General features: G+C 62.6%; 23 protein-coding genes. 18 read left to right on the forward strand and 5 right to left on the reverse strand.

The genetic code is table 11. The features are described from left to right. Positions 1–225: 225 nt before the first annotated feature. Both EG244_RS17110 and EG244_RS17115 read right to left on the reverse strand, forming a co-directional pair. Positions 226–1,722 carry a DUF2125 domain-containing protein gene (locus EG244_RS17110; protein ID WP_124966395.1) on the reverse strand — a complete coding sequence of 499 codons (1,497 nt, stop codon included), beginning with the start codon at positions 1,720–1,722 and terminating at the stop codon, positions 226–228. Between the two features lie 2,671 nt (positions 1,723–4,393). Continuing rightward, on the reverse strand, positions 4,394–5,869 hold the full coding sequence (locus EG244_RS17115; RefSeq protein WP_124966396.1) for an inorganic phosphate transporter: 1,476 nt from the start codon (positions 5,867–5,869) through the stop codon (positions 4,394–4,396). 308 nt (positions 5,870–6,177) lie between these two features. Between EG244_RS17115 and EG244_RS17120 the strand changes: the two genes are divergently transcribed. The 17 genes from EG244_RS17120 (at position 6,178) to EG244_RS17195 (ending at position 19,895) form a co-directional block, all read left to right on the forward strand. Beyond that, positions 6,178–6,552 carry a VOC family protein gene (locus EG244_RS17120; protein ID WP_124966397.1) on the forward strand — a complete coding sequence of 125 codons (375 nt, stop codon included), beginning with the start codon at positions 6,178–6,180 and terminating at the stop codon, positions 6,550–6,552. A 131-nt stretch (positions 6,553–6,683) separates the two neighbouring features. Next, a complete protein-coding gene (locus tag EG244_RS17125) occupies positions 6,684–7,790 on the forward strand; it encodes a M20 family metallopeptidase (protein ID WP_124966398.1) in 1,107 nt (368 codons plus the stop codon). A gap of 696 nt (positions 7,791–8,486) precedes the next feature. Then, a complete protein-coding gene (locus EG244_RS17130; protein ID WP_124966399.1) occupies positions 8,487–8,849 on the forward strand; it encodes a hypothetical protein in 363 nt (120 codons plus the stop codon). Positions 8,850–8,853: 4 nt separating this feature from the next. Continuing rightward, the gene (locus tag EG244_RS17135) at positions 8,854–9,201 is read left to right on the forward strand and encodes a c-type cytochrome (RefSeq protein WP_124966400.1); all 348 of its coding nucleotides are present in this window, start codon (positions 8,854–8,856) and stop codon (positions 9,199–9,201) included. A 2-nt stretch (positions 9,202–9,203) separates the two neighbouring features. Beyond that, a complete protein-coding gene (locus EG244_RS17140) occupies positions 9,204–10,766 on the forward strand; it encodes an FAD-binding oxidoreductase (RefSeq protein ID WP_124966401.1) in 1,563 nt (520 codons plus the stop codon). 200 nt (positions 10,767–10,966) lie between these two features. Then, on the forward strand, positions 10,967–11,110 hold the full coding sequence (locus EG244_RS20505; RefSeq protein WP_158617346.1) for a hypothetical protein: 144 nt from the start codon (positions 10,967–10,969) through the stop codon (positions 11,108–11,110). 179 nt (positions 11,111–11,289) lie between these two features. Further along, on the forward strand, positions 11,290–11,766 hold the full coding sequence (rplO, locus tag EG244_RS17145; protein ID WP_124966402.1) for a 50S ribosomal protein L15: 477 nt from the start codon (positions 11,290–11,292) through the stop codon (positions 11,764–11,766). A gap of 100 nt (positions 11,767–11,866) precedes the next feature. Continuing rightward, positions 11,867–13,222, forward strand: a complete 1,356-nt coding sequence (secY, locus tag EG244_RS17150) for a preprotein translocase subunit SecY (RefSeq protein WP_124966403.1) — start codon at positions 11,867–11,869, stop codon at positions 13,220–13,222. Between the two features lie 18 nt (positions 13,223–13,240). Continuing rightward, positions 13,241–13,888: an adenylate kinase gene (locus EG244_RS17155; protein ID WP_124966404.1), complete on the forward strand. Its 648-nt coding sequence runs from the start codon at positions 13,241–13,243 to the stop codon at positions 13,886–13,888. A 193-nt stretch (positions 13,889–14,081) separates the two neighbouring features. After that, positions 14,082–14,450, forward strand: coding sequence for a 30S ribosomal protein S13 (gene rpsM, locus EG244_RS17160; RefSeq protein WP_124966405.1), 369 nt, complete (start codon positions 14,082–14,084; stop codon positions 14,448–14,450). Between the two features lie 14 nt (positions 14,451–14,464). Then, a complete protein-coding gene (gene rpsK / locus EG244_RS17165; RefSeq protein WP_124966406.1) occupies positions 14,465–14,860 on the forward strand; it encodes a 30S ribosomal protein S11 in 396 nt (131 codons plus the stop codon). A gap of 115 nt (positions 14,861–14,975) precedes the next feature. Further along, complete coding sequence (locus EG244_RS17170; RefSeq protein WP_124966407.1) at positions 14,976–15,992, forward strand: DNA-directed RNA polymerase subunit alpha; 1,017 nt, start codon at positions 14,976–14,978, stop codon at positions 15,990–15,992. Between the two features lie 151 nt (positions 15,993–16,143). Continuing rightward, the gene (gene rplQ, locus EG244_RS17175) at positions 16,144–16,563 is read left to right on the forward strand and encodes a 50S ribosomal protein L17 (RefSeq protein WP_124966408.1); all 420 of its coding nucleotides are present in this window, start codon (positions 16,144–16,146) and stop codon (positions 16,561–16,563) included. Between the two features lie 206 nt (positions 16,564–16,769). Then, positions 16,770–18,188 carry a trypsin-like peptidase domain-containing protein gene (locus EG244_RS17180; RefSeq protein WP_124966409.1) on the forward strand — a complete coding sequence of 473 codons (1,419 nt, stop codon included), beginning with the start codon at positions 16,770–16,772 and terminating at the stop codon, positions 18,186–18,188. An 81-nt stretch (positions 18,189–18,269) separates the two neighbouring features. Then, entirely contained in the window at positions 18,270–18,734 is a 465-nt protein-coding gene (rnhA, locus tag EG244_RS17185; protein ID WP_124966410.1) for a ribonuclease HI, read from the forward strand. Then, a complete protein-coding gene (locus tag EG244_RS17190) occupies positions 18,731–19,366 on the forward strand; it encodes a trimeric intracellular cation channel family protein (protein WP_124966411.1) in 636 nt (211 codons plus the stop codon). The genes rnhA and EG244_RS17190 overlap by 4 nt, the downstream gene beginning before the upstream one ends. Positions 19,367–19,400: 34 nt before the next feature. Next, positions 19,401–19,895, forward strand: coding sequence for a hypothetical protein (locus EG244_RS17195; protein ID WP_124966412.1), 495 nt, complete (start codon positions 19,401–19,403; stop codon positions 19,893–19,895). Here the strand turns inward: EG244_RS17195 and fahA are convergent. From fahA to EG244_RS17210, 3 genes are all read right to left on the reverse strand, one after another. After that, the gene (gene fahA / locus EG244_RS17200) at positions 19,892–21,157 is read right to left on the reverse strand and encodes a fumarylacetoacetase (RefSeq protein WP_124966413.1); all 1,266 of its coding nucleotides are present in this window, start codon (positions 21,155–21,157) and stop codon (positions 19,892–19,894) included. The two genes, EG244_RS17195 and fahA, sit on opposite strands and share 4 nt — an antisense overlap. 296 nt (positions 21,158–21,453) lie before the next feature. Continuing rightward, a complete protein-coding gene (locus EG244_RS17205; protein WP_124966414.1) occupies positions 21,454–22,332 on the reverse strand; it encodes a cation diffusion facilitator family transporter in 879 nt (292 codons plus the stop codon). A 41-nt stretch (positions 22,333–22,373) separates the two neighbouring features. After that, the gene (locus EG244_RS17210; protein ID WP_124966415.1) at positions 22,374–22,985 is read right to left on the reverse strand and encodes an SH3 domain-containing protein; all 612 of its coding nucleotides are present in this window, start codon (positions 22,983–22,985) and stop codon (positions 22,374–22,376) included. Positions 22,986–23,147: 162 nt separating this feature from the next. On the opposite strand from EG244_RS17210, the gene EG244_RS17215 reads away from it, so the two are divergent. Continuing rightward, entirely contained in the window at positions 23,148–24,134 is a 987-nt protein-coding gene (locus EG244_RS17215; RefSeq protein WP_124966416.1) for a 2-hydroxyacid dehydrogenase, read from the forward strand. Positions 24,135–24,232: the final 98 nt, after the last annotated feature.

Consider the following 24,232-nt stretch of genomic DNA (forward strand, 5'->3'; position numbering starts at 1 on the left):
ACTGAGCCCATGGCCGCGTAACTAACCCTAATCAGCCTCCGGCAAACCCGGCGCGGTTCACTGCCGTTGAACCGATGACGGGCAAGCCCTCATTACAGCACCTCGCACGGCCTGCGTGGTCGTGGCGTTTTTATGACGAATTCCTCCCCCAGAGCTTCCTTCCATTCCTTCGAAAGGATCGCACCATCAAACCGTGGGATCAAACACGTCACGGATCTGCCTTGCCTATCTCATGCGCTCGCCGTTCAGCGTGACACTCCCATCAGGCAAGGTCTTAATGGCGCTGATCCAGCTGTCCACACCGGGTCCAGGCTTCGTGAAGCTGCGCAGCATCCCCGTGGCGATCCCGGAATTTTCCTGCGCCAACACGCCAAGTGTCGTCAGCGCCCGTATCAGCCGCTCTACCCCACTCATCGCGATATGGGCCTGACCGACGGGCGAAAGAGTGCGGGCTGCAGCATCAAAGCGAAAGGCGCCCTCTGCCTCAAAGCGCGCGCCCGCGACCGAAAGGAGCGCTTTACGAAGTGTAAGGGTCTCAGGCCGTATAAAGTCGTCAGGGTCGCCGGCCTCAGCCTGCCCGGAAGTTGCGGTGGCCAGGTCAAAGCGCATTTTTCCATTCAGATCGAGGTCAAGTTGCAATGGATCACGGAGTAAAACGCGACCGCTGTCAAAGACGGCCCAGGCCGTTTCTGACATGCTCAGATCCTGCACGCCGATCTTCAGCCCATAGGGTGCGGCAGTGTCACGGGCGGTGGCGGGCAAAGTCAGCGCAAAGCGCGCTCCGCCAAAACTGACGTCCATCGGCGCGGGGCCGAGGGGCGTGGTGATGTGAAAATCCAGCGCAGCACTTTCAACGCTGAGGCTGAGGGCGGCTTTCGACAGCGCGATCCGCCCGCTTGCCGGCTCGCTTCGCAAGGCCATGGCATAGGGCAGCGGGAAGGCGTCATCGCGGCCCTCTCCCAGGGTGATGCCCTGAGCGGCGTCAAAGCTGACGCTCAGGCCGGCCATCAGCGCGGCGCGGAAGGAAGCGGCGTCGACAATGCTGCCGGGGAGAACGCTTTGCGGCAAAATCAGCTCTCCGCGCAACGCCAGCCCTTCGGTGTCCGAGCGGCTGAGCGGCGGTGTTGTGGCCTTCGTCCCTGCGCCGGTCAGGCGCATCTCGCTGAGAAAACGGCTGGCCTTAAGATCAAGGGCATAGTGGTGCAGCGCGCCGGGGCGGTCGCTGAAACTGCCCCGCAGTCCGGTCAGAGCAACCCGGCTTTGGGCAGCGCGCCCGGTATCGGCAGGGCCGATTGTCACGTCGTAAGACAGAGAAAATTCTGCCGCCTGATAGCTGTAGCGGATTCCGCCTGCCGCAGGCTCCGTCGCGGTCACGCTCAGCCCGCTATGGTTGAGTTGCGGAAGCGCCGCGTCGAGACTGTCCAGACCGCGCAGGGAAAGTGTGCCGGGGCGTATCTCAACGCTGCCATCGGGTTTTGAAGTGAGCTCAATCTGTGACAATTGCAGCCGGGCCCCGTTGCTCACCCCCAGCGAAAGACCTGTGAGCTGCAGCGCGCCATCCTTCAGGTGATGACCTTCCGCCTGCAAAGTAAGCCCGGCCCGTTCGGCTGAGGCCTTCCAGTCGTGCCAGAGCCCCTCTGCAGTCAGCCCTGCAAAGGCCGCATTACCGGGGCAAAGGAGTGCGGCGAGAAGGGGAACGGTCTGCAAAGAGCGGGTGATCATATCCGTATCCTGTCAGGCAAGGCTGCGGGCCGACCGGCGCCCGGAGCTTCCTGCCATGACTTCCGGGCTTCGACAATAAGGGGTTTGCCGGAGGGGGCCCCCTGCAGGAGCCGCACTCAGGCAGGTTCATCCTGGTGGTGATAGCATGAGTTGAGCGCTTTTGGCAGGCGGGCGCGCGTGCAAATGACACGCGCCGGTTGCTTATGCGTGGCAGCATTCGTTTTGCGCTGAGGAGTAACCCGCAGAGCTGTGCGATCCCCCCAATGCTGCACTGTCCGATTTTGCCGGGGCCAGGCGAAGCGGCTCTGTGCTCCGGGGGTGAGACTTCCAGGAGCTATGCTCTCACTTTGTACGGGATCCGGTCAGGGAAGCGCGACTGTCTCCTTGCATCGTTCGATCTCCGGCATGTGCAGGATCTGGGCATGCAGAAGCGGTCAGAGCGCCGCAAAGCAAACGCGCAGACCTTCACAGGCGCAGACGTGTGATGAAAAGAAGGGCGGTTCTCTTCGGCACATCGGTGGCGCGAAGTATTGAAGAAATAGCTTAAATGTAATATGTGCTCATTATATTAATATAAAGACAATTACATTAGTGTATAAATATTGGTGTTCAGAGGGGATTTATTCAACAATTCGCCCGTTGATATGCCCTGCCCAGGCATCGCAGCTCATTCGGCTTGAGATACGGGTTGTCCTTGCTGGTGAAGGAAACTGAGACCGGGCACCCTCTGAGGCTCATGCTGGCGGCAGTATGGTTGTCTTTGGCGCTTCCCATGGGCGTCGGGAGGGCAGTTCGCCGTCGCTGCGACCGGGTTTTGATGGCTTGTGAGTGATCTTCCGCAGATCACGCCTGGCAGGCATATGCGCGGATCGTTGGAAACGTGCTTAGCGCTGAGGACGGCTCGTCGCAGGGCTTTGAGCCGTCGGTGAGGCATGAGCAATATTCGCCGCCTCTGTCTTGGCGCGCAGGCTGCCGACCTCAGCTGAGCGACCCGCGGAGGCTGTGCTGTTATCAAGACCTGCGACGAAGTCCCGCCGCTGTCTGAGGGAGGTCATTAGGGGGCAATGTGCGGTAAGGCGCGCATTCTGCACTCAAACGTGCTTATGGTGGCTGATGGAGAGGGGGCGGTCGCATAGGAAAAATGGCATGCCTGTTGTTACCTTTATGATCAAATAATGACTATTACAGGTGTATGCGCATTGGTGCGGTGGCTTCACTGGCGGAAGGCCGCAAAGGGCGGTTTTAAAGAAACTGACGTTTGCCCGGTCCCCGGGAGTGAGGGAAGCAAATGTAAAAGGGCAGTGACGATGAGGCGGATTTCGGGGCGCAGGGGCCGCGGAAGCCGTGAAAGGCGATCGCATTGTTTGAAAGCCAGTATCCTCCGCGGCCTGCAAAGCGCGATTATCCATCAGTGAAGGAATGCGTCGCTCGACGGGGCTGCGGATTTTCGGGGGCGAAGCTGTATATGCCGGCAGCGGAAGTTGAGGACGAAGCGGTTCGGCCGCTGCATGTGAGGAGCCCGCCTCAGCCATCAATGCGCCATCTGTTCGCGCCTGATGATGAAGGCGGTCGCGAGGGATTGAGTGCCGGGAAGCTCAGGCCGCGGATTGGCAGCTGCGGCGGGGCAGGATCGAAGGGGGCCACTCGCGGCAGGCGCTCGGGGCGCAGTGCCGTCTGTCTCATACCCGTCGTTCTGCCAGGAGCCTGCGGGAGAGACCGGATGCCACCCTGGCCTGAGGCCGCCGGTTGCTCGACACCCGCTTTTGCGATGTCCGGCAGATGAACGGGCATCTGCGAAATCTGCGGGGCTGTGGTCTCTGTGGTGCCGCGCAAGCCCCAGGGTCGGGCAGGGCCTGAACCTGAAGCGGATCCGGCGGCTGATAAGAGTGATGCCGATCTGGCAAAAAACCGACATCCGCAGGTCAGGGAAGGGCACCGGATCGGTCGCCATCCGGTGCCGGTCGAACGCCCGGGCCAGGTGTGGTGCGCAGAGATCACCTGCATGGCAATGAGGCGCCCTCGCTATGGCCCCGGGGCCAATGGCGGAGAATGCTCAGCTCTCTGGCTTCGGGCCATAAAGGACTGGTTCCCCGCAAAGGACGGGCGTGGCGGGGGGCCATGGACCTCCACGGATCCGGGGATCGTGCTGAAGGGAGGCCACTGCTGCGACGAGGCGTTAAATGAAGCCATTCACCGCTTCGGGGCAACCAGGATCATGAGTGCAGACCAGAGTGCGCCGTTCAGCTCCTTCGCCTGGACGGCGGGGCTGACGCGCGCCGATACCGGGATCTTCATGGCCGACACAGGTGCCTGGCAATGGCCTCACGAAAGATAGCGCGTTCATCGAGCGCCTTTGGTGCTCCCTGAATTATGAATGCGACTGCCCGCATGGCTGTGAGGCGGGGGAACCGGCCCCCCTTTTTGACCGGACAGGTCAGCATCAGCTGCCAGGCTTCAGACTGTTCCTGAGCACAGGCTTATGTCCGACTGAGAGAGTATTACGGATGGCGGCCGCCCTCGTCGCCGGGGTGCTGCCGCAAAGCTTCGGGTCGTGCCGGAGGCACCGGAAGATCGGGCCAGCCGTTTTGTTGTCGCGCGCTCCGGGCGTCAGACAGGCAAAAGCCGCCCGGACCTGAGGGGTCGGGCGGCTTGAACGTCCGGTCTCTCCGGATCAGTCGAAGAAGCGGATGATCAGGAAGATCAGCGCCGACAGGATACCCGTCGCCGGGACCGTCACCACCCAGGCCGCGCCAATGGCGAGGACGTGGTTGCGGCGGACCAGCTTGCGGCGGCTGCGCTCTTCGGGGGGCAGGGCGGGGACTTCGGCCTCGCGCAGCTGGGTCTTCAGGCGGCGCTCGGCGTCCCACTCGCGGAAGAAGCCAACGCCGAAGATCGCGCCGATGGCGATATGGGTCGAGCTGACCGGCATGCCGAACCACGACGCGATGATCACGGTGATCGCAGCCGAGAGCGAGACGCAATAGGCGCGCATCGGGTTCAGCTTGGTGATCTGCTGGCCGACCATGCGGATCATATGCGGGCCAAAGAGCAACAGGCCAAAGGAGATCCCGAAGGCACCGATCACCATGACCCAGAGCGGCACACTCACCGCGCCGCCGACATTGCCGGAGGTGGCCTCAACGATCGCAGCCAGCGGGCCCACGGCATTGGCGACGTCGTTTGCGCCATGCGCAAAGCTGAGCAGCGCAGCAGAGACGACCAGCGGAATTGCAAAGAGCACTTTCAGCGATTTGTTGCGGTTCTCAAGGCCTTCAGACTGACGACGGATCACCGGGATCATCACCAGCCAGGTGCCGATCCCCACACCCAGACCGATCAGCAGAGCGGTGCCCATGGTGATCTTGATAACGTTGTTCAGACCCTTCAGCGCCAGATAGGCGGCAAAGGTGCCCGACATCACGCCGATCAGAACCGGCACCCAGGTCCGCGCGGCGGCGATCTTATCGTCGCGGTAGATGATGCGCGCTTTGATGAACCACAGGAAGCCCGCAGCGGCCGCCGCACCCAGGGCAGGCGAAATCACCCAGCTGGCCACGATCTGGCCCATCATGGCCCAGTTCACCGAAGCCATGCCCGCTGCGATCATGCCTGAACCGAGCACACCCCCGACCACCGCATGGGTGGTGGAGACCGGCGCGCCGATATAGGTCGCGACGTTCACCCAGAGCGCCGAGGCCAGCAGCGCGGCCATCATGACCCAGACAAATTCACCGCTCGCCGCGATGCTTTCCGGGGCCACGATGCCTTTTGAGATCGTGTCGACCACATCGCCGCCGGCGATCAGCGCTCCCGCCGTTTCAAAGATCGCAGCGATCAGGATCGCGCCGCCCATGCTGAGTGCATTGGCACCCACCGCCGGGCCCATGTTGTTGGCGACGTCATTGGCACCGATGTTCAGCGCCATATAGGCCCCGATGGCAGCCGCGCAGGCCACGATCAGCGTGGTCGAGCTCTGCCCGAAAATCAGCGCGGCTGCGAGACCCGAGAGCAGAATGAAGACCAATGCGATCCCCGGCGCGACCAGCGGCCGGGCGATATAGCCCGACGCGCGCTCGAGCGCGGAAAAGCGACCCAGATCGCGGTCCAGCGTCTCCAGGTGGCGCGGTTCAAAATCATGTTCAGCCACGGTGCCCTCGTGTGTTGTCCGGGGGTGCTTTTGCCGGGTTTTGTGACAGCTGGCCACCGGATTCTGCAGGTATTTAAGGCCAGGACTGCGGCTTTTCGCGCCTTTTTTGCCTTTGTGTAAAACCTTTGTAACAGCCATGTAACACGAAGCCGGAAAACCGGCTCCCCGCCGTGCGGAGTTGTGATCTGTCAGCCGGGGGTTGACGCCCGCTGCCGCGCCGCCATTCTGGGCCGGTCGCGGGCGCGAGGCGCGCGGGCACCGCGCCTCAGGGCAGTCCTGACGCGCGCACAAAGAGGGAAGAGGCAGCGATGTTCAGCCATATTTTTGTCGGCACCAGTGATATGGACGCGGCGAAGCGTTTTTATGATGCAACCCTCGGGACGCTTGGGGTGGCTGAAGGGGTGACCGATCCGAAAGGGCGTCTGTTCTACCGCACCGCAACCGGCACCTTTGGTGTCAGCCGCCCGATCAATGGCGAAGCGGCCAGCGGCGCAAACGGCGGCACCATCGGCTTTGCGGCCAGCTCGCCTGAGGAGGTGAAGGCCTGGCATGCCGCCGGTCTGGCGCATGGCGGCACCGCCATTGAAGATCCGCCCGGTGATCGCGGCAAAGGGCTGTGGCTGGCCTATCTGCGTGATCCTTCGGGCAATAAGGTCTGTGCGCTCTGCCGCGTAAAATCCTGATGCATCCGCGCGGGGAGTGGCAGCGATCTGCCCGCGCCCCGCAGGCGGGTCGGTAACGCTTTGAAGCGGTGTCCCCGGGTCGGGGGCGCCGCTTTTTTAAATATAATAAAGACATCGACAGGGGCAAAAGAATGACATCAGCGGCAGAGGCGATCAGCACCTGGGTCCGGCAGGAGAGCCAGAGCCAGGACAGCGCCGGGGTGAATGCGATGATGGATCTGGTGGCGGCGGAAGTCGCAGGCCAGGGCATCGCAACAGAGCGGATCGCCGGACGAGAAGGTCTGGGTGATCATCTGGTGCTGCGGGCCGGGCCACAGACCGGGCAGGCCCCGATTCTGGTGCTCTCGCATCTTGATACGGTGCATCCCAAAGGCACGATCAACGGCCCGCTGCCGCTGCGCATTGAGGGCGACAAATTCTACGGCCCCGGTCTTTATGATATGAAAGCCGGTGCCTGGATGGCGCTTCAGGCCTTCCGCGAGGCCCTGGCCGAGGGGCTGCTGACCCGGCCGGTCACCTTTATCTTTACCGCAGATGAAGAGATCGGCTCTCCGACCAGCCGCGCGCTGATTGAGGCTGCGGCCAAAGGCGCCCGCGCCGCGCTGATCACCGAGCCTGCGCGTCATGGCGGTAAAATCGTCACCGCCCGCAAGGGCACGGCCTCGTTTGAGATGGAGATCGAAGGCCGCGCCGCCCATGCCGGGGTGAATCACGCCCTCGGCCGCTCTGCGCTGCGCGAAGCGGCGCATCAGGTGCTCACCCTGGAGGGGATGACCGATTATGAAGCCGGGACCACGATCAATGTGGGGCAGCTGAAGGGCGGCACGGTCACCAATGTGGTGCCGCAGTTCGCCAGCCTGAAAATCGACGGCCGGGTCTCCAGCCTTGCGGCGGGGGAAGATCTGGTGCGCCGGGTGCTGGCGCTGACCCCTCGCACGCCGGACACCGCCCTGCGGATCCGCGGCGGCATGAACCGCCCGCCCTATGAGAAGACCCCCGATGTGGCGGCGCTTTTTGATCACGCCAGGGCGCTGGCCGCAGAGATCGGCTATCTGCTGGAAGATGTGCCGATGACCGGCGGCGGCTCGGACGGCAATTTTACCGCCGCGCTGGGGGTGCCGACGCTGGACGGGCTGGGGATCGATGGCGACGGGGCGCATACGCTGCAGGAGCACGGACTTCTCTCCTCCATCGCGCCGCGTCAGGCGCTGATAAAGGCGCTGCTGCGCACGCTGTGACGGTCTGATGCAGGCGGCCGATCGGACGCCTGCATCCTCAGGGAGAAAGACCCGGGGAATCTGACAGGCTTCCGGTTTTGTCACAGGGAAGTGAAGAAAGCCCTGGAAACATTCCGCCTGGGGTCTGGAACCCGGCCCGGGGGCTGCCTGCGACAATCTGTCCACCGGCTTCGCTGCGGGCGCACAGTCAAAATGAAGTCACTTTATTAAGGCCCGCACAGCACTTCGGTATACGGCTGCACACCGTTCAGGGGCCTCAGACTCAAGCTGTCAACTTGTCGCAGGGTGTCGCGGGCAGGGATTGCCTTATTTTTCAGCATCTTGCTACACTGGGGCGCGAAAGCCCGTTTCAGCGGTCCCGAAAAACGCCCGCAGAGCGGCCTTTTCGAGCCCGATTTTGCCCGCGCGTCCCTCTGACTGTTTCGCGCCCGATGCTGCATTGCGGCGGGTCTGTGCTGCGGTTGCATGGGGTCCGCAGCTTTCGTTGACACACCAGATCCGCTCTGCCAAAGCCGCCGCCACCGGAGGCGCTCTCCGGTATCGGGAACCCCATTCGCAGCCCTGGTGTTTTCCTGGCGCGGGCGAAGTGCCGTCCCCGATCCTGCCCGATTGCCATACCAGGATCCCGCCGCCGAAAGTCGCTTTCGTGCGGACTGGTTGGTTTACCCTGCTGCGCGGCTTACATGCGGAGGCTGTATGATTACGAGACGCGGTTTTATGATTTCAAGCGGTGGTGCCATGGCGGCGCTGTCCTTCGCCGGTGCGGGTTTCGCTGCATCTGCCGGTGACAGCCTGATCAGCATTGCAAGCCCCGCCCGCCCCATGGCTCCGGCTCTGCAGGGTGCCTCGCACCTTGTGCTGAGCGGCGACCGTCTGGCCGATGTGCGCGCCCTTGAGGCCGCACTTACCCAAAATGCGGGCTCGACCCTGCGCCTGTCGCTCGATGCGGCAGATGCTGTGCTGTTTGACGTGGCGCGTACCCGTGTCGGCGTTCAGGCAACCCAAATCTCTGCGGCCGCCGGTCATGCCGACTACCGCCTGATCTCCACCGGAGTGTGATCTGATGAAAGCTACCATGCTTCGCCTTGCAGCCGTGGCTGCCGTGGCGCTTTCGGCGCAGGCCGCCGTTGCCGAGACCATCACCGAGCGTCTGGACGACCGCAACTACTTTGCGGATGGCAAAGACGCCTGGGACAAAGTCTGCGCCCGCTGCCACACCACCGTTGACGGCAAGACCGACCAGTCTGTCGGCCCGGATCTGTCGCAGATCGAATATGACGCGGATACGCTGAAGCACTTCGTGCGCAACGGTCACCTCGCCATGCCTGCCTTCTCTGCTTCGCACATCAGCGATGCGACGATCGTCGAAATCGCTGATTACATGGCGAAAAACATCTACAAAGGGGAATAAGAATGAGCGATCGTGAGTTCGTCGCGCTGCCGGAAGGCGTGAGCCAGGAAAACTTCGCGAAAGCCGTTGCTGCTTTTGAAACCGTCCTCGGCGTGGAAAACGTTCTGACCTCGGAAGAGCGTCTGACCCCCTACTTCAAGACCATGATGCCGGTCGATGACGACCTCTACAAAATGTCGGCAGTGGTTCAGGCAACCACCGTTGAGCAGGTCCAGGAAGTCGTCAAGATCTGTAACGAGTTCAACGTTCCGGTCTGGACCGTTTCGACCGGTCGTAACTTCGGCTACGGCACCTATGGCGTGTCAAAGCGCGGCACCGTTGTGCTTGATCTGAAGCATATGAACAAGATCATCTCGGTCGACCGCGAGCTGGGCACCGCTCTGCTGGAGCCGGGCGTGACCTACCAGCAGCTCTTTGACTACCTGCAGGAAAACGACCTGCCGTTCTACCTGTCCTGCCCGGCGCCTTCCGCCATCGCAGGTCCGGTCGGCAACACCATGGACCGCGGCGTGGGCTATACCCCCTACGGCGAGCACTTCATGATGCAGTGCGGCATGGAAGTCGTTCTGGCCGATGGTCAGGTTCTGCGCACCGGCATGGGCGGCGTTGAAGGCACCACCGCATGGCAGGTGTTCAAATGGGGCTATGGCCCGTATCTCGACGGAATCTTCACCCAGTCGAACTACGGCATCTGCACCAAGATGGGCATCTGGCTGATGCCGAAGCCGCCGGTCTATAAGCCCTTCGGCATCATCTATGACAATGATGAAGACATCGAAGAGATCGTCGACCTGCTGCGTCCGCTGCGTCTGTCGAACACGATCCCGAACGCGATCGTCTATGCCAACACCCTTTATGAAGCAGCGCCGATCATCTCGCGCCGCAAATATTTCGACGGTGAAGGCCACACCCCGCAGGAGGTGATCCAGGAGATCCGCGAGAAAGAGGGCCTTGGCGCCTGGAACGTCTATGCGGCGCTTTACGGCACCAAAGAGCAGGTTGAAGTCAACTGGAACCTGGTGAAAGCGGTCGTCGAGGGTCACGGCAAAGGCCGTCTGATCACCGAAGAAGATCACGCCGGCACCCAGCCCTTCCAATATCGTGCAGACCTGATGCGTGGTTACATGACCATGCAGGAATTCGGTCTCTACCGCTGGCGCGATGACCGCGGCCAGGGCGGTGGCTCGATGTGGTTCGCTCCGGTGACCGTGGCCAAAGGTTCGGAAACGCTTGACCAGACCAAACTGGCAACCGAAATTCTGAACAAATACGGCTTCGACTACGTTGGTGAATACATCGTGGGTATGCGCGACATGCACCACATCATCGACGTTCTCTTCGACAAGTCGAACGAAGAAGAGACCAAGCGCGCTTACGACTGCTTCAAAGAGCTGATCGAGAAGTTCGCTGAAAAAGGCTACGCCGTGTACCGCGTGAACAACGCCTTCATGGATCAGGTCGCGGATACCTTTGGTGAAGCTCAGCGCAACATCAACCGCACTTTGAAGCGCGCGCTGGATCCGAAAGGCATCCTCGCGCCGGGTAAATCGGGCATCGATATCTGATTCCTGACTTTGGTTAAGTAACGAGTTCGCAGCCCGAAAGCTTCTGCTTTCGGGCTGTTTTTTTTGGCCTCTGCGCGCAGAGGACCGGTCGTTTTTGCACAAAGGCGAGACAAAATCGCGAATACAGCCTATGGGTGCATTGACAAATCCCGCGCCCGAATGTCTGGCAGGTAATTCCTGAAAATACCGGAATTATCCTTATGTCCAAGCGATTTACCCTTGCCGCTCTCCTGACCGCCGCCTGCCTGATGTCGGGCTGCATGAGTGCTGTTGGCGCGGTTGCCGCCAATGAGGACGTGCAGGACTTTGCAATCGACTCGGTTGCGGATTTCTTCGACCTCTGATCACGGCGTGGCAGGACAGGGTTCTGCCGCCGCCTCCCGCCCCGGGCAGGGGGGAATCACCTTGAACCCAAGTGCTTTCGGGTATAAAGGCAGCGGACCTGTCTTCGGGCAGGGTTTATTTTTGACAGGCCGAGTGTCCCCATCCGTCGCTGACGGGGGTTTCCGGCAAGGAGAGCGACATGAAACTTCACGAACTTCGTGATAACGACGGCGCAGCAAAGAAACAGAAACGCGTTGCACGCGGTCCTGGTTCGGGCAAAGGCAAAATGGCCGGCCGTGGTATCAAAGGTCAGAAATCGCGTTCGGGCGTTGCGCTGAATGGCTACGAAGGCGGCCAGATGCCGCTCTACCGTCGCCTGCCGAAGCGCGGCTTCACCAAGCCGAACCGTAAAGAATTCGCTGTCGTCAACCTGGGCCTCATCCAGAAGTTCGTCGAAGCAGGCAAGCTGTCGGCTGCTGCTGAGATCAACGAGGACGCACTGGTTGCAGCAGGCCTGACCTCGCACAAGCGTGACGGCATCCGTATCCTCGCCAAAGGCGAGATCACCACGGCGCTGAACCTGGTTGTTGCAGGTGCTTCGGCAGCAGCAGTCGAGGCGGTTGAGAAGGCTGGTGGCAAGATCACCCTGACGGTGAAAGCTGCTTCGGCTGAATAAGCGGTTGCAGGCGCGGTAAGTCGCGCTTAAATCTGCTCAAGTTTTCCAGCGCCGCCGACCGGGAAACGGTTCGGCGGCGCTTTCATGAAAGAGACCGGACATGGCATCTGCTGCAGAGCAAATGGCGGCCAACCTGAGTTGGGGGGCGCTCGGTAAAGCGACCGACCTGCGCCAGCGTATCTTCTTTACCATCGGCCTGCTGATCGTTTACCGCCTTGGCACCTATATCCCGGTGCCCGGCATTGATGCCTTTGCTCTAAAAGAGTTTATGGATCAGGCGGCGACCGGCATCGGTGGCATGCTTAATATGTTTACCGGCGGTGCTATCAGCCGGATGGGGATCTTCGCCCTGGGGATTATGCCCTATATTTCGGCGTCGATCATCGTGCAGCTGGTCGGGGCGATGTATAAGCCCTGGGAGCAGCTGAAGAAGGAAGGCGAGGCCGGCCGTAAGAAGCTGAACCAGTACACCCGTTTCGGTACGGTGATTCTGGCGGTCTTCCAGGCCTGGGGCATCGCCATCTCGCTTGAGGCCGGGGATCTGGCCCATGATCCGGGCATGTTCTTCCGCATTGCGGCCGTCATTACCCTGGTCGGCGGCACCATGTTCCTGATGTGGCTGGGTGAGCAGATCACGCAGCGCGGCATCGGCAACGGCATCTCGCTGATCATCTTCGTCGGTATCGTCGCAGAGATCCCGGGCGCGCTGGCACAGTTCTTCTCGCAGGGCTGGTCGGGCGTGATTCACCCCGCGGTCATCATCGGCATCCTGGTGATGGTTGTGGCTGTGATCGCGGCTGTGGTCTTTGTGGAGCGCGCTTTGCGCAAGATCCACATCCAGTATCCCCGCCGTCAGGTGGGCATGAAGGTCTATGACGGCGGATCGTCGCACCTGCCGATCAAAGTCAACCCGGCGGGCGTTATCCCGGCGATCTTTGCCTCCTCGCTGCTGCTGCTGCCGGTCACTGTCTCGACCTTCTCGGGCGGCAATACCGGCCCGGTCATGTCAACGATCCTTGCCTATTTTGGCCCGGGTCAGCCGCTTTACCTGGTGTTCTTCGCGCTGATGATCGTCTTCTTCAGCTACTTCTACACCTTCAACGTGTCGTTCAAGACCGAGGAAGTGGCAGAGAATCTGAAGAACCAGACCGGCTTTATTCCTGGCATCCGCCCTGGTAAGAAGACCGAAGATTACCTGAACTACGTGGTCACCCGCGTGCTGGTTCTGGGGTCTGCCTATCTGGTCGCGGTCTGTCTGCTGCCTGAGATTCTGCGCAACCAGCTGTCGGTGCCCTTCTACTTTGGTGGGACTTCCGTTCTGATTGTGGTCTCGGTAACGATGGACACCATCAACCAGGTGCAAAGCCATCTGCTGGCCCATCAATATGAGGGCCTGATCGAAAAGAGCCGTCTGTCCGGTAAAAAGCGCGGGAATCGCGCGCCGGCCCGCCGCTGAGTTAGGGAGCACTGAACCATGCCGAATATCATTCTCCTCGGGCCGCCGGGCGCAGGGAAGGGAACCCAGGCGAAGCGACTTGAGGAAGAGCGCGGCATGGTGCAGCTCTCGACCGGTGACATGCTTCGCGCCGCGAAAACCAGCGGCACGGAGATGGGCAAGCGCGTTGCCGAAGTCATGGAGCGTGGTGAGCTGGTCACCGATGAGATCGTGATCGGTCTCATCGAGGAAAAGCTCGCCGGCGCACAGGGCGGTGGTTTCATCTTCGACGGCTTCCCGCGCACGCTGCCTCAGGCAGATGCACTGGGGCGCCTGATGGCGAAGATGGGCCAGGCGCTTGATGCCGTGATCGAGATGCAGGTTGATGATGCAGCACTCGTTGCCCGCATCACCGGCCGCTATACCTGCGGCGACTGCGGTGCGGTCTATCACGATGAGACCAAGCCGACCAAGGTTGAGGGCACCTGCGATGTCTGCGGCGGTCACAAGATGACCCGTCGTGCTGATGACACCGCCGATGCGCTGAAAACCCGCCTGATGGAATATTATAAGAAGACCTCGCCGCTGATCGGCTATTACTATGCCAAAGATCAGCTGAGCGGTGTTGACGGCCTGGCCGAAATGGATTCGGTCTCGCAAGCGATTGCCGGCATCCTTGACCGCTGAGGCCCCTGCCACAGCTTGACGGTGCCTGTAAAACCCCATAGGGATCAGCCTCCCTATGGGAATCATTGTCTGGTTTCCGGACCGGACGAATCACCTCGATGCGATGCATACTGCCCCTTGTTCCCGTAACTCTGGGTTATGCGTTGTGAAAAAAGGTTCTGGCATAACGGAACCGCAACGAAAGGACTTGCGCATGGCACGTATTGCTGGCGTCAACATCCCGACTGCAAAACGCGTACCGATCGCGCTGCAGTATATCCACGGTATCGGTGCTCAGGTTGCTGAGCAGATCTGCGAAGCTGTGGGTATCGACCGCACCCGCCGCGTCAACGAGCTGTCGGACGCCGAAGTTCTCGCAATCCGCGAGCACATCGACGCGACCTTCACCGTTGAAGGCGACCTGCGTCGTGAAGTTTCGACCAACATCAAGCGTCTGATGGACCTTGGCTGCTACCGTGGCCTGCGTCACCGTAAGAACCTCCCGGTTCGCGGTCAGCGTACCCATACCAACGCTCGCACCCGTAAGGGCCCTGCGAAGCCGATCGCCGGCAAGAAGAAGTAAGGGAGCGCTGAAACATGGCACGTGATACCAAAGCCCGCGCTGGTAAGAAAAAAGAGCGTAAGAATATCGCATCGGGCGTCGCCCATGTGAACTCTTCGTTCAACAACACCAAAATCCTCATCTCCGACGTTCAGGGCAATGCGATTTCCTGGTCGTCGGCTGGCACCATGGGTTTCAAGGGTTCGCGTAAATCGACCCCTTACGCTGCCCAGATGGCTGCTGAGGACGCTGGTAAAAAAGCTCAGGAACACGGCGTGAAAACGCTGGAAGTCGAAGTTCAGGGCCCGGGTTCGGGTCGTGAATCGGCACTGCGCGCCCTGGCTGCTGTCGGTTTCAACATCACCTCGATCCGTGATGTCACCCCGATCGCGCACAACGGCTGCCGTCCGCCGAAGCGTCGCCGCGTCTGAGCCGCGAACAGCATCACAAGGCCGTGCCCCCGGGCGCGGCCTGCACGTATTTTACGACCCTCGGGCGTCTGTCGTTTAGGGACATGGACGACAGACAGGAATGGAGGCGCATCGCATGATCCACAAGAACTGGCAGGAACTGATCAAGCCGCAACAGCTCGAGGTCAAGCCGGGTGTCGACGCATCGCGCGTCGCAACCGTCATCGCCGAGCCGCTGGAGCGTGGCTTTGGTCTGACACTCGGCAACGCTCTGCGTCGCATTCTGATGTCGTCGCTTCAGGGCGCGGCCATCACGAGCGTTCAGATTGACAACGTTCTGCACGAATTCTCCTCGGTTGCCGGTGTGCGTGAAGACGTCACCGATATCGTTCTGAACCTGAAGGGCGTTGCCCTGCGCATGGATATCGAAGGGCCGAAGCGCCTCTCGATTTCGGCAAAAGGTCCGGGCGTTGTGACCGCCGGCGACATCACCGAAGTCGGTGGCGTCACCATCCTGAACAAAGACCACGTCATCTGCCACCTTGATGACGGCGCGGATGTGTTCATGGAACTGACCGTGAATACCGGCAAAGGCTATGTTTCGGCGGATAAGAACCGTCCGGAAGATGCCCCGATCGGTCTGATCCCGATCGATGCGATCTATTCGCCGGTCAAGAAAGTCAGCTACGAAGTCACCCCGACCCGCGAAGGTCAGGTTCTGGACTACGACAAGCTGACCATGAAAATCGAAACCGACGGTTCGCTGACCCCGGATGATGCAGTGGCCTATGCTGCGCGCATCCTTCAGGACCAGCTGTCGATCTTCGTGAACTTCGAAGAGCCGGAATCGGCAAAAGCGGGCGAGATCGACACCGGTCTTGAGTTCAACCCGCTGCTGCTGAAGAAGGTTGACGAGCTTGAGCTGTCGGTCCGTTCGGCCAACTGCCTCAAGAACGACAACATCGTCTATATCGGCGATCTTATCCAGAAAACCGAAGCCGAGATGCTCCGCACCCCGAACTTCGGCCGCAAGTCGCTCAACGAGATCAAAGAAGTTCTCGCGAATATGCAGCTGCACCTGGGTATGGAAGTCGAAGACTGGCCGCCGGAAAACATCGAAGATCTGGCAAAGCGTTTCGAAGATCAGTTCTGATCCGCATTGCTTGACTTTTGAGGGGGGCGTGTCTACACGCCCCCTTTATAAATGCCGGCGCTGGCCGGGAACTTATGGGCATGGTGCCCCAATGATGCCGGAACCTACGCAGTTCGGGCTCTACAAAGTAGAATAGCACTGGAGAAGACCCATGCGTCACGCACGCGGCTACCGTCGCCTTAACCGTACCCACGAGCACCGCAAAGCTCTCTTCGCGAACATGTCGGGCGCCCTGATCGAGCACGAGCAGATCAAGACCACCCTGCCGAAAGCGAAAGAACTGCGTCCGATCGTTGAAAAACTGATCACGCTCGCGAAACGCGGCGACCTGCACGCCCGTCGTCAGGCACGTGCTGCTCTCAAAGAAGACAAGCACCTTGAGCGTCTCTTTGACATCCTCGGCCCGCGCTACAAAGAGCGTCAGGGTGGCTACATCCGTATCATGAAAGCCGGCTTCCGTTACGGCGACATGGCACCGATGGCTATCATTGAGTTCGTTGACCGCGACACCTCGGCCAAAGGCGCTGGCGACCGTGCCCGTCTGGAAGCTGAGTTCGAAGCTGAAGAATAATCACCGGGCGTAAGCCCTGAGTGATTGAAAAGGCCCGCCGGTTTCGGCGGGCCTTTTTGTTTTGCCTGCTCAGGCAATCCGGGGGGCAGGCTGCGGCACCGGCGCTCACAACGCACGGGCCTCATTTCAAAAGCGGAACGGCTGAGCTTGTCGGGGCGGGGCTGCGTCACCATATTTCGGACAGGATGAATTTTCCCGGAGGTGGCATGGCTTACGCGCATTTGGCCCGGCGGATGTCGGCGGCAGTTCTGATGGCGGCGCTGGCCGCGGGGCCCGCCCTGGCGCAGCAGGTGCCCGCCACACGCGGCGAGATCGCGCTGAGTTTCTCGGGGGTCGTCAAAGTGGCCGCGCCTTCGGTGGTCAGCATCTATGCCACCAAAGTGGTTGAGCGCCGCGTCAGCCCCTTTGCGGGGGACCCGATGTTCGAGCGGCTCTTTCGCGATTTCGGTGCCACGCGCCCTGAGGTGCAGAACTCGCTGGGCTCAGGTGTGATCGTGGGCGTTGAGGGGCTGGTGGTGTCGAACTACCATGTCGTCGAAGGCGCGCAGGAGATCACGGTGCTGCTGCAGGACCGCCGACAGCTGCGGGCCCGGGTCGTGCTGGCCGATCAGGACAATGATCTGGCCGTGCTGCGGCTGGAAGGGGCAGAGGGGCTTCCGGCGATCACCCTGCGCGACAGCGATGAGGTTGAGGTGGGGGATCTGGTCCTGGCCATCGGCAATCCCTTCGGTCTCGATCAGACCGTCAGCATGGGGATTATTTCTGCGCTCTCGCGCTCGGCGATCTCGGTGGGCGACGGGCGCGGCTATTTCCTGCAGACCGATGCGGCGATCAACCCCGGCAACTCCGGCGGGGCGCTGGTCGATCATCAGGGGCGGCTTGTGGGGATCAATACGGCGATCCTGTCGCAGTCGGGCGGCTCAAACGGGGTGGGCTTTGCGATTCCGTCGAACCTTGTGCGCGCTGTGGTCGCTCAGGCGGCAGAGGGCAAGGACCGCTTCATGCGCCCCTGGGCCGGGGTGACGGGGCAGGCGGTGGATGGCACGCTGTCGGAAAGCCTGGGCCTCAGTCATCCCGAAGGGGTGCTGATCTCGGGGCTGCACCCGGCCAGTCCCTTTGCGGCGGCGGGTCTGCGCTCGGGCGATCTGGTGCGCAGTCTGCAGGGGCATGTGGTGAACGGCCCGGCGGAGATGATCTACCGCATGTCCGAGCTGGGCATCGGCGAGCGGGCGAAAGTGGTCTACCGCCGCGGCGGGCAGGATCTTGAGGCCGAGGTCGAAATGATCCTGCCGCCCGACAGCCCTGCGCGCGATCCCCGCCGTCTGGGCCGGGACGCGGGGCCCCTTCAGGGGCTGGAGGTGGTGCGGCTTAATCCGCTGGTTCAGGAAGAGATGAAACTTCAGGTCACGCTGCCCGGGGCGGTGGTGGTCTCGGCCGTCGCGGGCTGGGCGGCGGAAGCGGGCCTGCGGCCACGCGATCTTTTGGTCGCCATCAACGGCCGAGAGGTCAGCAGCCCCGAGGCGGCAGAGCAGGCGGCACAGGCTGAGGCCGGGCGGGGCACCCGGTCCTGGGCGGTCTCGGTGGTCCGCGAGGGCCGCCCGATCACGTTGCGCTTTCGCACCTGAGGCAGGCGGACGCGGGCGCCCGCTCTGGGCAGGCCCGCGCTTTCGCGCTAAAGGGGAAGCTGCAGTTTTCAGGTGAGCCCCATGACCCAGATTTTCGCCTATACCGATGGTGCCTGCTCGGGCAATCCCGGCCCGGGTGGCTGGGGTGTGCTGCTGCTTGCGCGCCGCGATGGCGAAGTGGTCCGGGAGCGCACCCTTCAGGGCGGCGAGCCTGATACCACCAACAACCGCATGGAGCTGATGGCCGCCATTCAGGCGCTGGAGGCGCTTGGGCGGCCGAGCGAGATCACCGTTGTCACCGATTCCGCCTATGTGAAAAACGGTGTGACCGGCTGGATCTTCGGCTGGAAGAAGAACGGCTGGAAGACCGCTGACCGCAAGCCGGTGAAAAACGTCGATCTCTGGCAGGCGCTGGATGCCGCGCAGGCCCGCCACCAGGTCACCTGGCAGTGGATCAAAGGCCACGCAGGCCATACCGAGAACGAACGCGCCGATGAGCTGGCCCGCGCCGGCATGGCGCCCTTCAAGCCGGCAAAAACGCCATGACCCTGGTTGGGGTTCTGGATCTGGCCTCGGTGGTGATCTTTGCGCTGACCGGCGCACTGGCGGCCAGCCGGGCGCAGCTTGATGTGATCGGCTTTCTGTTTCTCGGCTGTCTGACGGCGGTGGGCGGCGGCACTTTGCGCGATGTCCTGCTCAATCGCGATGTCTTCTGGATGGTCTCCCCGCAGTTTCTGGGGGCGGCCTCTGCGGCGGCGGTGCTGGTGTTTTTCACGGCGCATCTGCTGGAAAGCCGTCTCAAAGCGCTGGACTGGCTGGATGCGCTGGCCCTTGCGGTGGCGGTTCCCGCAGGTGTGGGGGCGGCGCTCTCTATGGAGCAAAGCTGGCCGATCGTGCTGGTCATGGGCGTGGTGACGGGCTGCATGGGCGGCCTTATGCGCGATGTGGTCTGCAATGAGGTGCCTCTGGTGCTGAAGCAGGGTGAGCTTTACGTCACCTGCTGTTTTGCCGGCAGCGGCACCGCGCTTTTGCTGCGCGAACTCCCCGAGGGCAGCCTGCCGGGCGGTTCAGCCCTGATTGGCTGCGGCGTGGTTGTCTTCGCGCTGCGGGCGGGGTCGATGGCCTTTGGCTGGCGGCTTCCGGTTTATAAATCCCGCCCGCCAAGGGCGAAACGTTAAGCGCCGCGCAGACGGTGCGGGAAGGACGAGTGGAATGGGTCGTGCCAGGAAAGTGCCCGATGAGGTGGTCTTTGAAGCGGTGTTGACGCTTCTCGATACCCGCGGGGAGAAGGCGGTGACCTTTGCCGCGATTGCTGAGCGTGCGGGCCTTGCGGCCTCTTCGCTGGCCGAGCGTCATGGCACCGTGACGGCAATGATCGCCGACAGCCGCGAAGCCGCCTGGCAGCGCCTTGAGGTGCTGACCGACCGCGCGTCGCTGGAAGCCGGTCGTGACGCAAAAGGCGCGGTGCAGTTTCTCAAATACCTGAACGGCGCGGCACTTCCCGCCGCCCGTGTGCAGCCCGAGCGCGCCGCCCGCTGGCGCGCAAGGGTTGAGGCAGAGATCGCTTTGCGCCTTGGTGGCGGGGCAAAGGGGCGCGATGCCGCGGCGATGCTGTTTGCGGTCTGGTATGCCCAGACCGCCTGGCCCGGCCCCGAGGTCAGCCGATTGCGCCTGAAGGGCGTTCTGCGACGTCTGGGGCTTGCTTAAACCTCTCTCGCCCAGTCGGGCAGTGGCGGGGCGGGCAGCATTTTGCCACGGCATTCGCCAAAGCCGATGCGGAAGCCCTCGCCGCGCGCATGGCCGCGCAGGATCACGCTGTCGCCGTCTTCCAGAAACCCCCGGGTCACGCCGGGGGCAATCTCGAAGGGCTCTTTGCCGCCCTGCGACAGTTCCAGCATCGAGCCATAGCTGCCCGCATCCGGCCCCGAAATGGTGCCCGAGCCGATCAGATCGCCGACAGAGGTCGGCGCGCCGCTGATCGCCTGATGGGTAATCTGCTGGGCGGAGGCGTAGTAAAGATGCTGGCTGTTGGTGCGGGAGACGATCTTCTCCGGATAGCCCTCCGCCTGCAGCGCTACTTCCAGATCGATGTCGTAAAACACCGGCCCCGGCTCGCGCAGATAGGTCAGCAGCGGCTGAGGGCGCTCCGGCGCGGGGCGGCGGAAGTTCTCCAGCGCGGCCTTCATCACGATCCAGGGGCTGATGGTGGTGGCCGTGGCCTTGGCGGTGAAGGGGCCCATGGGATTGGCCTCCCAGGCCTGAAAATCCCGCGCCGACCAGTCGTTCAGCAGCACATAGCCAAAGATCATCTCATCGGCCTGCGCCACCGAGACCGGGCCTTCGGCAGGCTGACCGACCACCGCGCCGAGTTCCAGCTCAAAGTCAAAGCGCCGCGTGGCACTCAGCACCGAGCGGTCCTGGCCTGAGGGTTTGATCTGGCCCCTGGGCCGCCGGATCCCGGTGCCTGAAACGATCACAGACGAGGCGCGGCCATTATAGGCCAGCGGCATCTGCGCCCAGTTCGGCGTCAGCATCGGGGTTTTGCCTTTGAACATCCGGCTGACATTCTCGGCATGATAGCGGCCCGAATAGAAATCCGTCAGCTCCCCCACGAGGAAGGGCAGATGCATCCGCGCCGAGGCCTGCGGCACCAGCATAGAGCGCACCTGCTCGCGCACGGGCGCGTCTTCGGTCAGAAATCCCAGCAGCAGAATGCGAAACCGCGTCCAGGCCGCCGGACCCAGTTCCATCAGCGGGTTCCAGTAGGGCGCGTCAAAGATCGGCGATTCCGCCAGCTTCAGAAGGCCCGCGGCCTCAAGCGCTGTGATATCAAGGATCTGGTCGCCAATCGCCACACCGCAGCGCAGCCCGGTTGCCGGAGTGGAGAAGACGCCGCAGGGCAGATTGTTCAGCGGAAAGTCAGTCTCCGCAGTATTGGCGCTTGCTACCCAGGACCGCATCAACGGCATGGTTTCTCCTCCCTGTTGTGCGGGTGTCAGCATGTCGGCCCCTCTCGTCCATGGCAAGGGGGCGTCGGCGGGATTGAGGGAATTGTGATCCTGCGGGCAGGCAAGTGGCCCCCCCCCGCTGTCCCCTGAACGGGCCGGTGCCGGAGCTGCACTGCCGCGCCCGCGCCGGTGGTGCGGATGAACCGGCGGGTCGTCCGCAACAGCGCTGCCCTGCGCCCCAGACCCTGGTGGCGCAACCTGAGAGCGCAGATGTGCGGAGGCACCTGATTTTGGATCGCGGGACCGAAAGGCCCGCCTCAGTCGCGGCCGGCCACGTCTTTGTGGATGATCAGGTCGACCTGCGGATAGGCCTGCCGGATCGCGCGGCGCAGGCCTGCACCGATGTCATGGGCCTCATAAAGCGGCAGCTGGCCATCGAGCTCAATATGAAGCTGCGCAAAGATCTGGCTGCCCGAGGTGCGGGTCTTCAGGTCATGCCAGGAGATCACCCCGGGCCAGCTGTCGGCAATCGCGCTGATCCCGGCGATGATCTCAGGATCGGCGCGGCGGTCCATCAGCGCATCCCAGGCCCCGCGGCCAATCCCGACAGCGCCCTTCAGAAGGACCAGCGCTGCCAGAACCGCGATCACCGCATCGAGCTGCCAGATCCCCCAGAGCTTTGAGGCGATCAGCGCCAGAATGGAGCCTGCGGCGGGCAGAAGATCGGCCATATAGTGCAGCCGGTCTGCGGCAATGACCCGGTTGCCGGTCTGCCGCGCCACATAGCCCTGCCACCAGACCAGCGCCAGGGTGATCGCCATGCTGAGCGCCATGGCCAGAATGCCCCAGCCTTCGGCGGCCAGCTGCGGCGGCTCTTCGGCCTGAAAGCGCAGCACCGCGCTCCAGGTCAGGCCGATGGCAGACAGGATCAGCACCAGGGCCTGAAACAGCGCCGTCAGATCTTCGACCGAGGTATGGCCAAAGGCGTGATCCTCATCCGGCGGGCGCGCGGCGTAAAAGATCGCGGTGATCGCGCCAAGGCTCATCAGCAGATCAAGGCCGGAATCGACCAGCGAGGCCGCGATCGACAGCGAGTCGGTCAAAAGCAGCGCGGCGATCTTGATGAGGATCAGCACTGTGGCTGCCAGGACGGACGCCCGGGCGGCCCGCAGGTTCAGTTGGTGATGCTCAGTCATGGCGGGACACCTTTGGCCGTCAGTGGCTCAGGCAGGGCGGATTAGTCGAAAACCTCGCCCGGCTCCACCCCCCATATGTCGGACTTTTTGACCCAGCCCCGGATGCCCTCGGCTGAGATGCGGCACCATTCGGGGGCGCATTGCTGCAATCGCACGACCGCGCCCTGTTGTGCGCGGGCCGTGAGGCTGCCATGGGTGCCTGCGGCGTCATAAATATCCGCCATTTCGGCCATGATCATCGCTGAGCGGTTGTTCGACAGCAGCGCGAAATGCATCCAGCCGCCCGCGCCCTCGCTGTCCTCAACCCGGCGCCAGTTTTCATATTCTGCGGTGACTTTCAGCGGCAGGCCCTGGCGCTGGTAGATCCAGTCGACGCGGTGATCCGAGCCGGGTCCGCGCCGCGCCCGGGCTTCGGCGCCTTTCAGCGAGACATAGCGCGGCAGCGCCCGGCGGGTCACACAACCGATGCCGGGCGGACAGTCTTTTGCCCCCGAACGGGCGGTGGGCAGCGGGGCGGCGGGCCCCTCTCCGGCGGTGCCGCTGGTGCTGTCGCCCTCACCGGCAGGCGCTTCCTGGCTCAGTGCCGCGCGGGGGGGCAGCAGGCTCAGGGTCGTGAGAGCGGCCAGGGTCAGCACAATCAGGATCAGCCGCATTCTTATATCTGTCCACAGGGGCCCTGGGGCCCGGAGAGTGAAAACGGGGCGCGGTCTTTTCGCCGCCGCATCCGGCCTGCCGCGCGGCAGAGCTTGTCTGTCGTCCCGGCATTTGCCACTTTGCCAAAGAAGCGGGCGGTTTGGAAGTGGAGGGACCGGGCAATGGCGGGCAAAAAGCTGAATGTGGTGGTGACACGGCGCTTGCCGGAGGCGGTAGAGACCCGCATGAGCGAACTCTTCAACGTCCGGTTGCGTGAGGGCGACGCGGCCATGAGCCGCGAAGAGCTGGCTGCTGCGCTGCGCGAGGCGGATGTGCTGGTGCCCTGCGTGGCGGACCGCATTGACGCGGCCCTACTGGCCCATGCCGGCCCGCAGCTGCGGCTGATTGCGAACTATGGCGCAGGGGTGGATCATATCGACGTGGCCACGGCGCGGCAGCGCGGGATTGTGGTCTCGCATACGCCGGGGGTTCTGTCGGAAGATACGGCTGATATGACCCTGGCGCTGATCCTCGGGGTGCTGCGCCGCCTGCCGGAGGGGTTGCAGGATATGGCCTCGGGCAACTGGCAGGGCTGGTCGCCGATGGCCCATCTGGGGCGGCGGATCTCGGGGCTGCGGCTGGGGATCCTTGGCATGGGGCAGGTCGGTCTGGCGGTGGCGCGGCGCGCGCGGGCCTTTGGGATGCAGATCCATTACCACAACCGCCGCCGCCTGCGCCCGGAGGTGGAGGGCGCGGTTGAGGCGACTTACTGGGAGAGCCTCGATCAGATGCTGGCGCGGATGGATGTGATTTCAGTGAACTGCCCGCATACGCCCTCGACCTTTCATCTGCTCAATGCGCGGCGGCTGAAGCTGCTGAAGCCCTCGGCCGTGATCGTGAACACCTCGCGCGGGGAGGTGATGGATGAGAACGCGCTTTTGCGCGGGCTGAAGGCCGGAGAGATCGCCGGGGCCGGGCTTGATGTCTATGAGCATGGCCATGAGATCACGCCGGGGTTGCGCGATCTGTCGCAGGTGGTGCTGCTGCCGCATATGGGATCGGCCACGCTGGAGGGCCGGGTGGAGATGGGCGAGAAGGTGATCCTGAATATCAAGACCTTTGCCGATGGCCACCGGCCGCCGGACCGCGTTATCCCGGGGATGCTTTAAGCGCGGAGCCTGCGCAAAAATTCCCGCGCCCTCTTGAATTGCGCGGGTTTCCCGGTAGTTTGCTCCTCCCGGCAAATGAGGGCATTTGCCGTGGCAGG

This window comes from Falsigemmobacter faecalis (assembly GCF_003863335.1).
In the GTDB taxonomy this organism is placed as follows: Bacteria; Pseudomonadota; Alphaproteobacteria; order Rhodobacterales; family Rhodobacteraceae; genus Wagnerdoeblera; species Wagnerdoeblera faecalis.

What these genes read in the sequence shown, in the direction of transcription:
- EG244_RS17195 (WP_124966412.1), top strand. Translation starts at nt 19,401, where the DNA reads ATGGGTCGTGCCAGGAAAGTGCCCGATGAGGTGGTCTTTGAAGCGGTG.
- secY (WP_124966403.1), top strand. Translation starts at nt 11,867, where the DNA reads ATGGCATCTGCTGCAGAGCAAATGGCGGCCAACCTGAGTTGGGGGGCG.
- EG244_RS17210 (WP_124966415.1), bottom strand. Translation starts at nt 22,985, where the DNA reads ATGCGGCTGATCCTGATTGTGCTGACCCTGGCCGCTCTCACGACCCTG.
- EG244_RS20505 (WP_158617346.1), top strand. Translation starts at nt 10,967, where the DNA reads ATGTCCAAGCGATTTACCCTTGCCGCTCTCCTGACCGCCGCCTGCCTG.
- rplO (WP_124966402.1), top strand. Translation starts at nt 11,290, where the DNA reads ATGAAACTTCACGAACTTCGTGATAACGACGGCGCAGCAAAGAAACAG.
- rpsM (WP_124966405.1), top strand. Translation starts at nt 14,082, where the DNA reads ATGGCACGTATTGCTGGCGTCAACATCCCGACTGCAAAACGCGTACCG.
- EG244_RS17155 (WP_124966404.1), top strand. Translation starts at nt 13,241, where the DNA reads ATGCCGAATATCATTCTCCTCGGGCCGCCGGGCGCAGGGAAGGGAACC.
- EG244_RS17120 (WP_124966397.1), top strand. Translation starts at nt 6,178, where the DNA reads ATGTTCAGCCATATTTTTGTCGGCACCAGTGATATGGACGCGGCGAAG.
- EG244_RS17190 (WP_124966411.1), top strand. Translation starts at nt 18,731, where the DNA reads ATGACCCTGGTTGGGGTTCTGGATCTGGCCTCGGTGGTGATCTTTGCG.
- rpsK (WP_124966406.1), top strand. Translation starts at nt 14,465, where the DNA reads ATGGCACGTGATACCAAAGCCCGCGCTGGTAAGAAAAAAGAGCGTAAG.
- EG244_RS17215 (WP_124966416.1), top strand. Translation starts at nt 23,148, where the DNA reads ATGGCGGGCAAAAAGCTGAATGTGGTGGTGACACGGCGCTTGCCGGAG.
- EG244_RS17130 (WP_124966399.1), top strand. Translation starts at nt 8,487, where the DNA reads ATGATTACGAGACGCGGTTTTATGATTTCAAGCGGTGGTGCCATGGCG.
- EG244_RS17205 (WP_124966414.1), bottom strand. Translation starts at nt 22,332, where the DNA reads ATGACTGAGCATCACCAACTGAACCTGCGGGCCGCCCGGGCGTCCGTC.
- EG244_RS17140 (WP_124966401.1), top strand. Translation starts at nt 9,204, where the DNA reads ATGAGCGATCGTGAGTTCGTCGCGCTGCCGGAAGGCGTGAGCCAGGAA.
- EG244_RS17135 (WP_124966400.1), top strand. Translation starts at nt 8,854, where the DNA reads ATGAAAGCTACCATGCTTCGCCTTGCAGCCGTGGCTGCCGTGGCGCTT.
- EG244_RS17180 (WP_124966409.1), top strand. Translation starts at nt 16,770, where the DNA reads ATGGCTTACGCGCATTTGGCCCGGCGGATGTCGGCGGCAGTTCTGATG.
- rnhA (WP_124966410.1), top strand. Translation starts at nt 18,270, where the DNA reads ATGACCCAGATTTTCGCCTATACCGATGGTGCCTGCTCGGGCAATCCC.
- EG244_RS17170 (WP_124966407.1), top strand. Translation starts at nt 14,976, where the DNA reads ATGATCCACAAGAACTGGCAGGAACTGATCAAGCCGCAACAGCTCGAG.
- rplQ (WP_124966408.1), top strand. Translation starts at nt 16,144, where the DNA reads ATGCGTCACGCACGCGGCTACCGTCGCCTTAACCGTACCCACGAGCAC.
- EG244_RS17110 (WP_124966395.1), bottom strand. Translation starts at nt 1,722, where the DNA reads ATGATCACCCGCTCTTTGCAGACCGTTCCCCTTCTCGCCGCACTCCTT.
- fahA (WP_124966413.1), bottom strand. Translation starts at nt 21,157, where the DNA reads ATGCCGTTGATGCGGTCCTGGGTAGCAAGCGCCAATACTGCGGAGACT.
- EG244_RS17125 (WP_124966398.1), top strand. Translation starts at nt 6,684, where the DNA reads ATGACATCAGCGGCAGAGGCGATCAGCACCTGGGTCCGGCAGGAGAGC.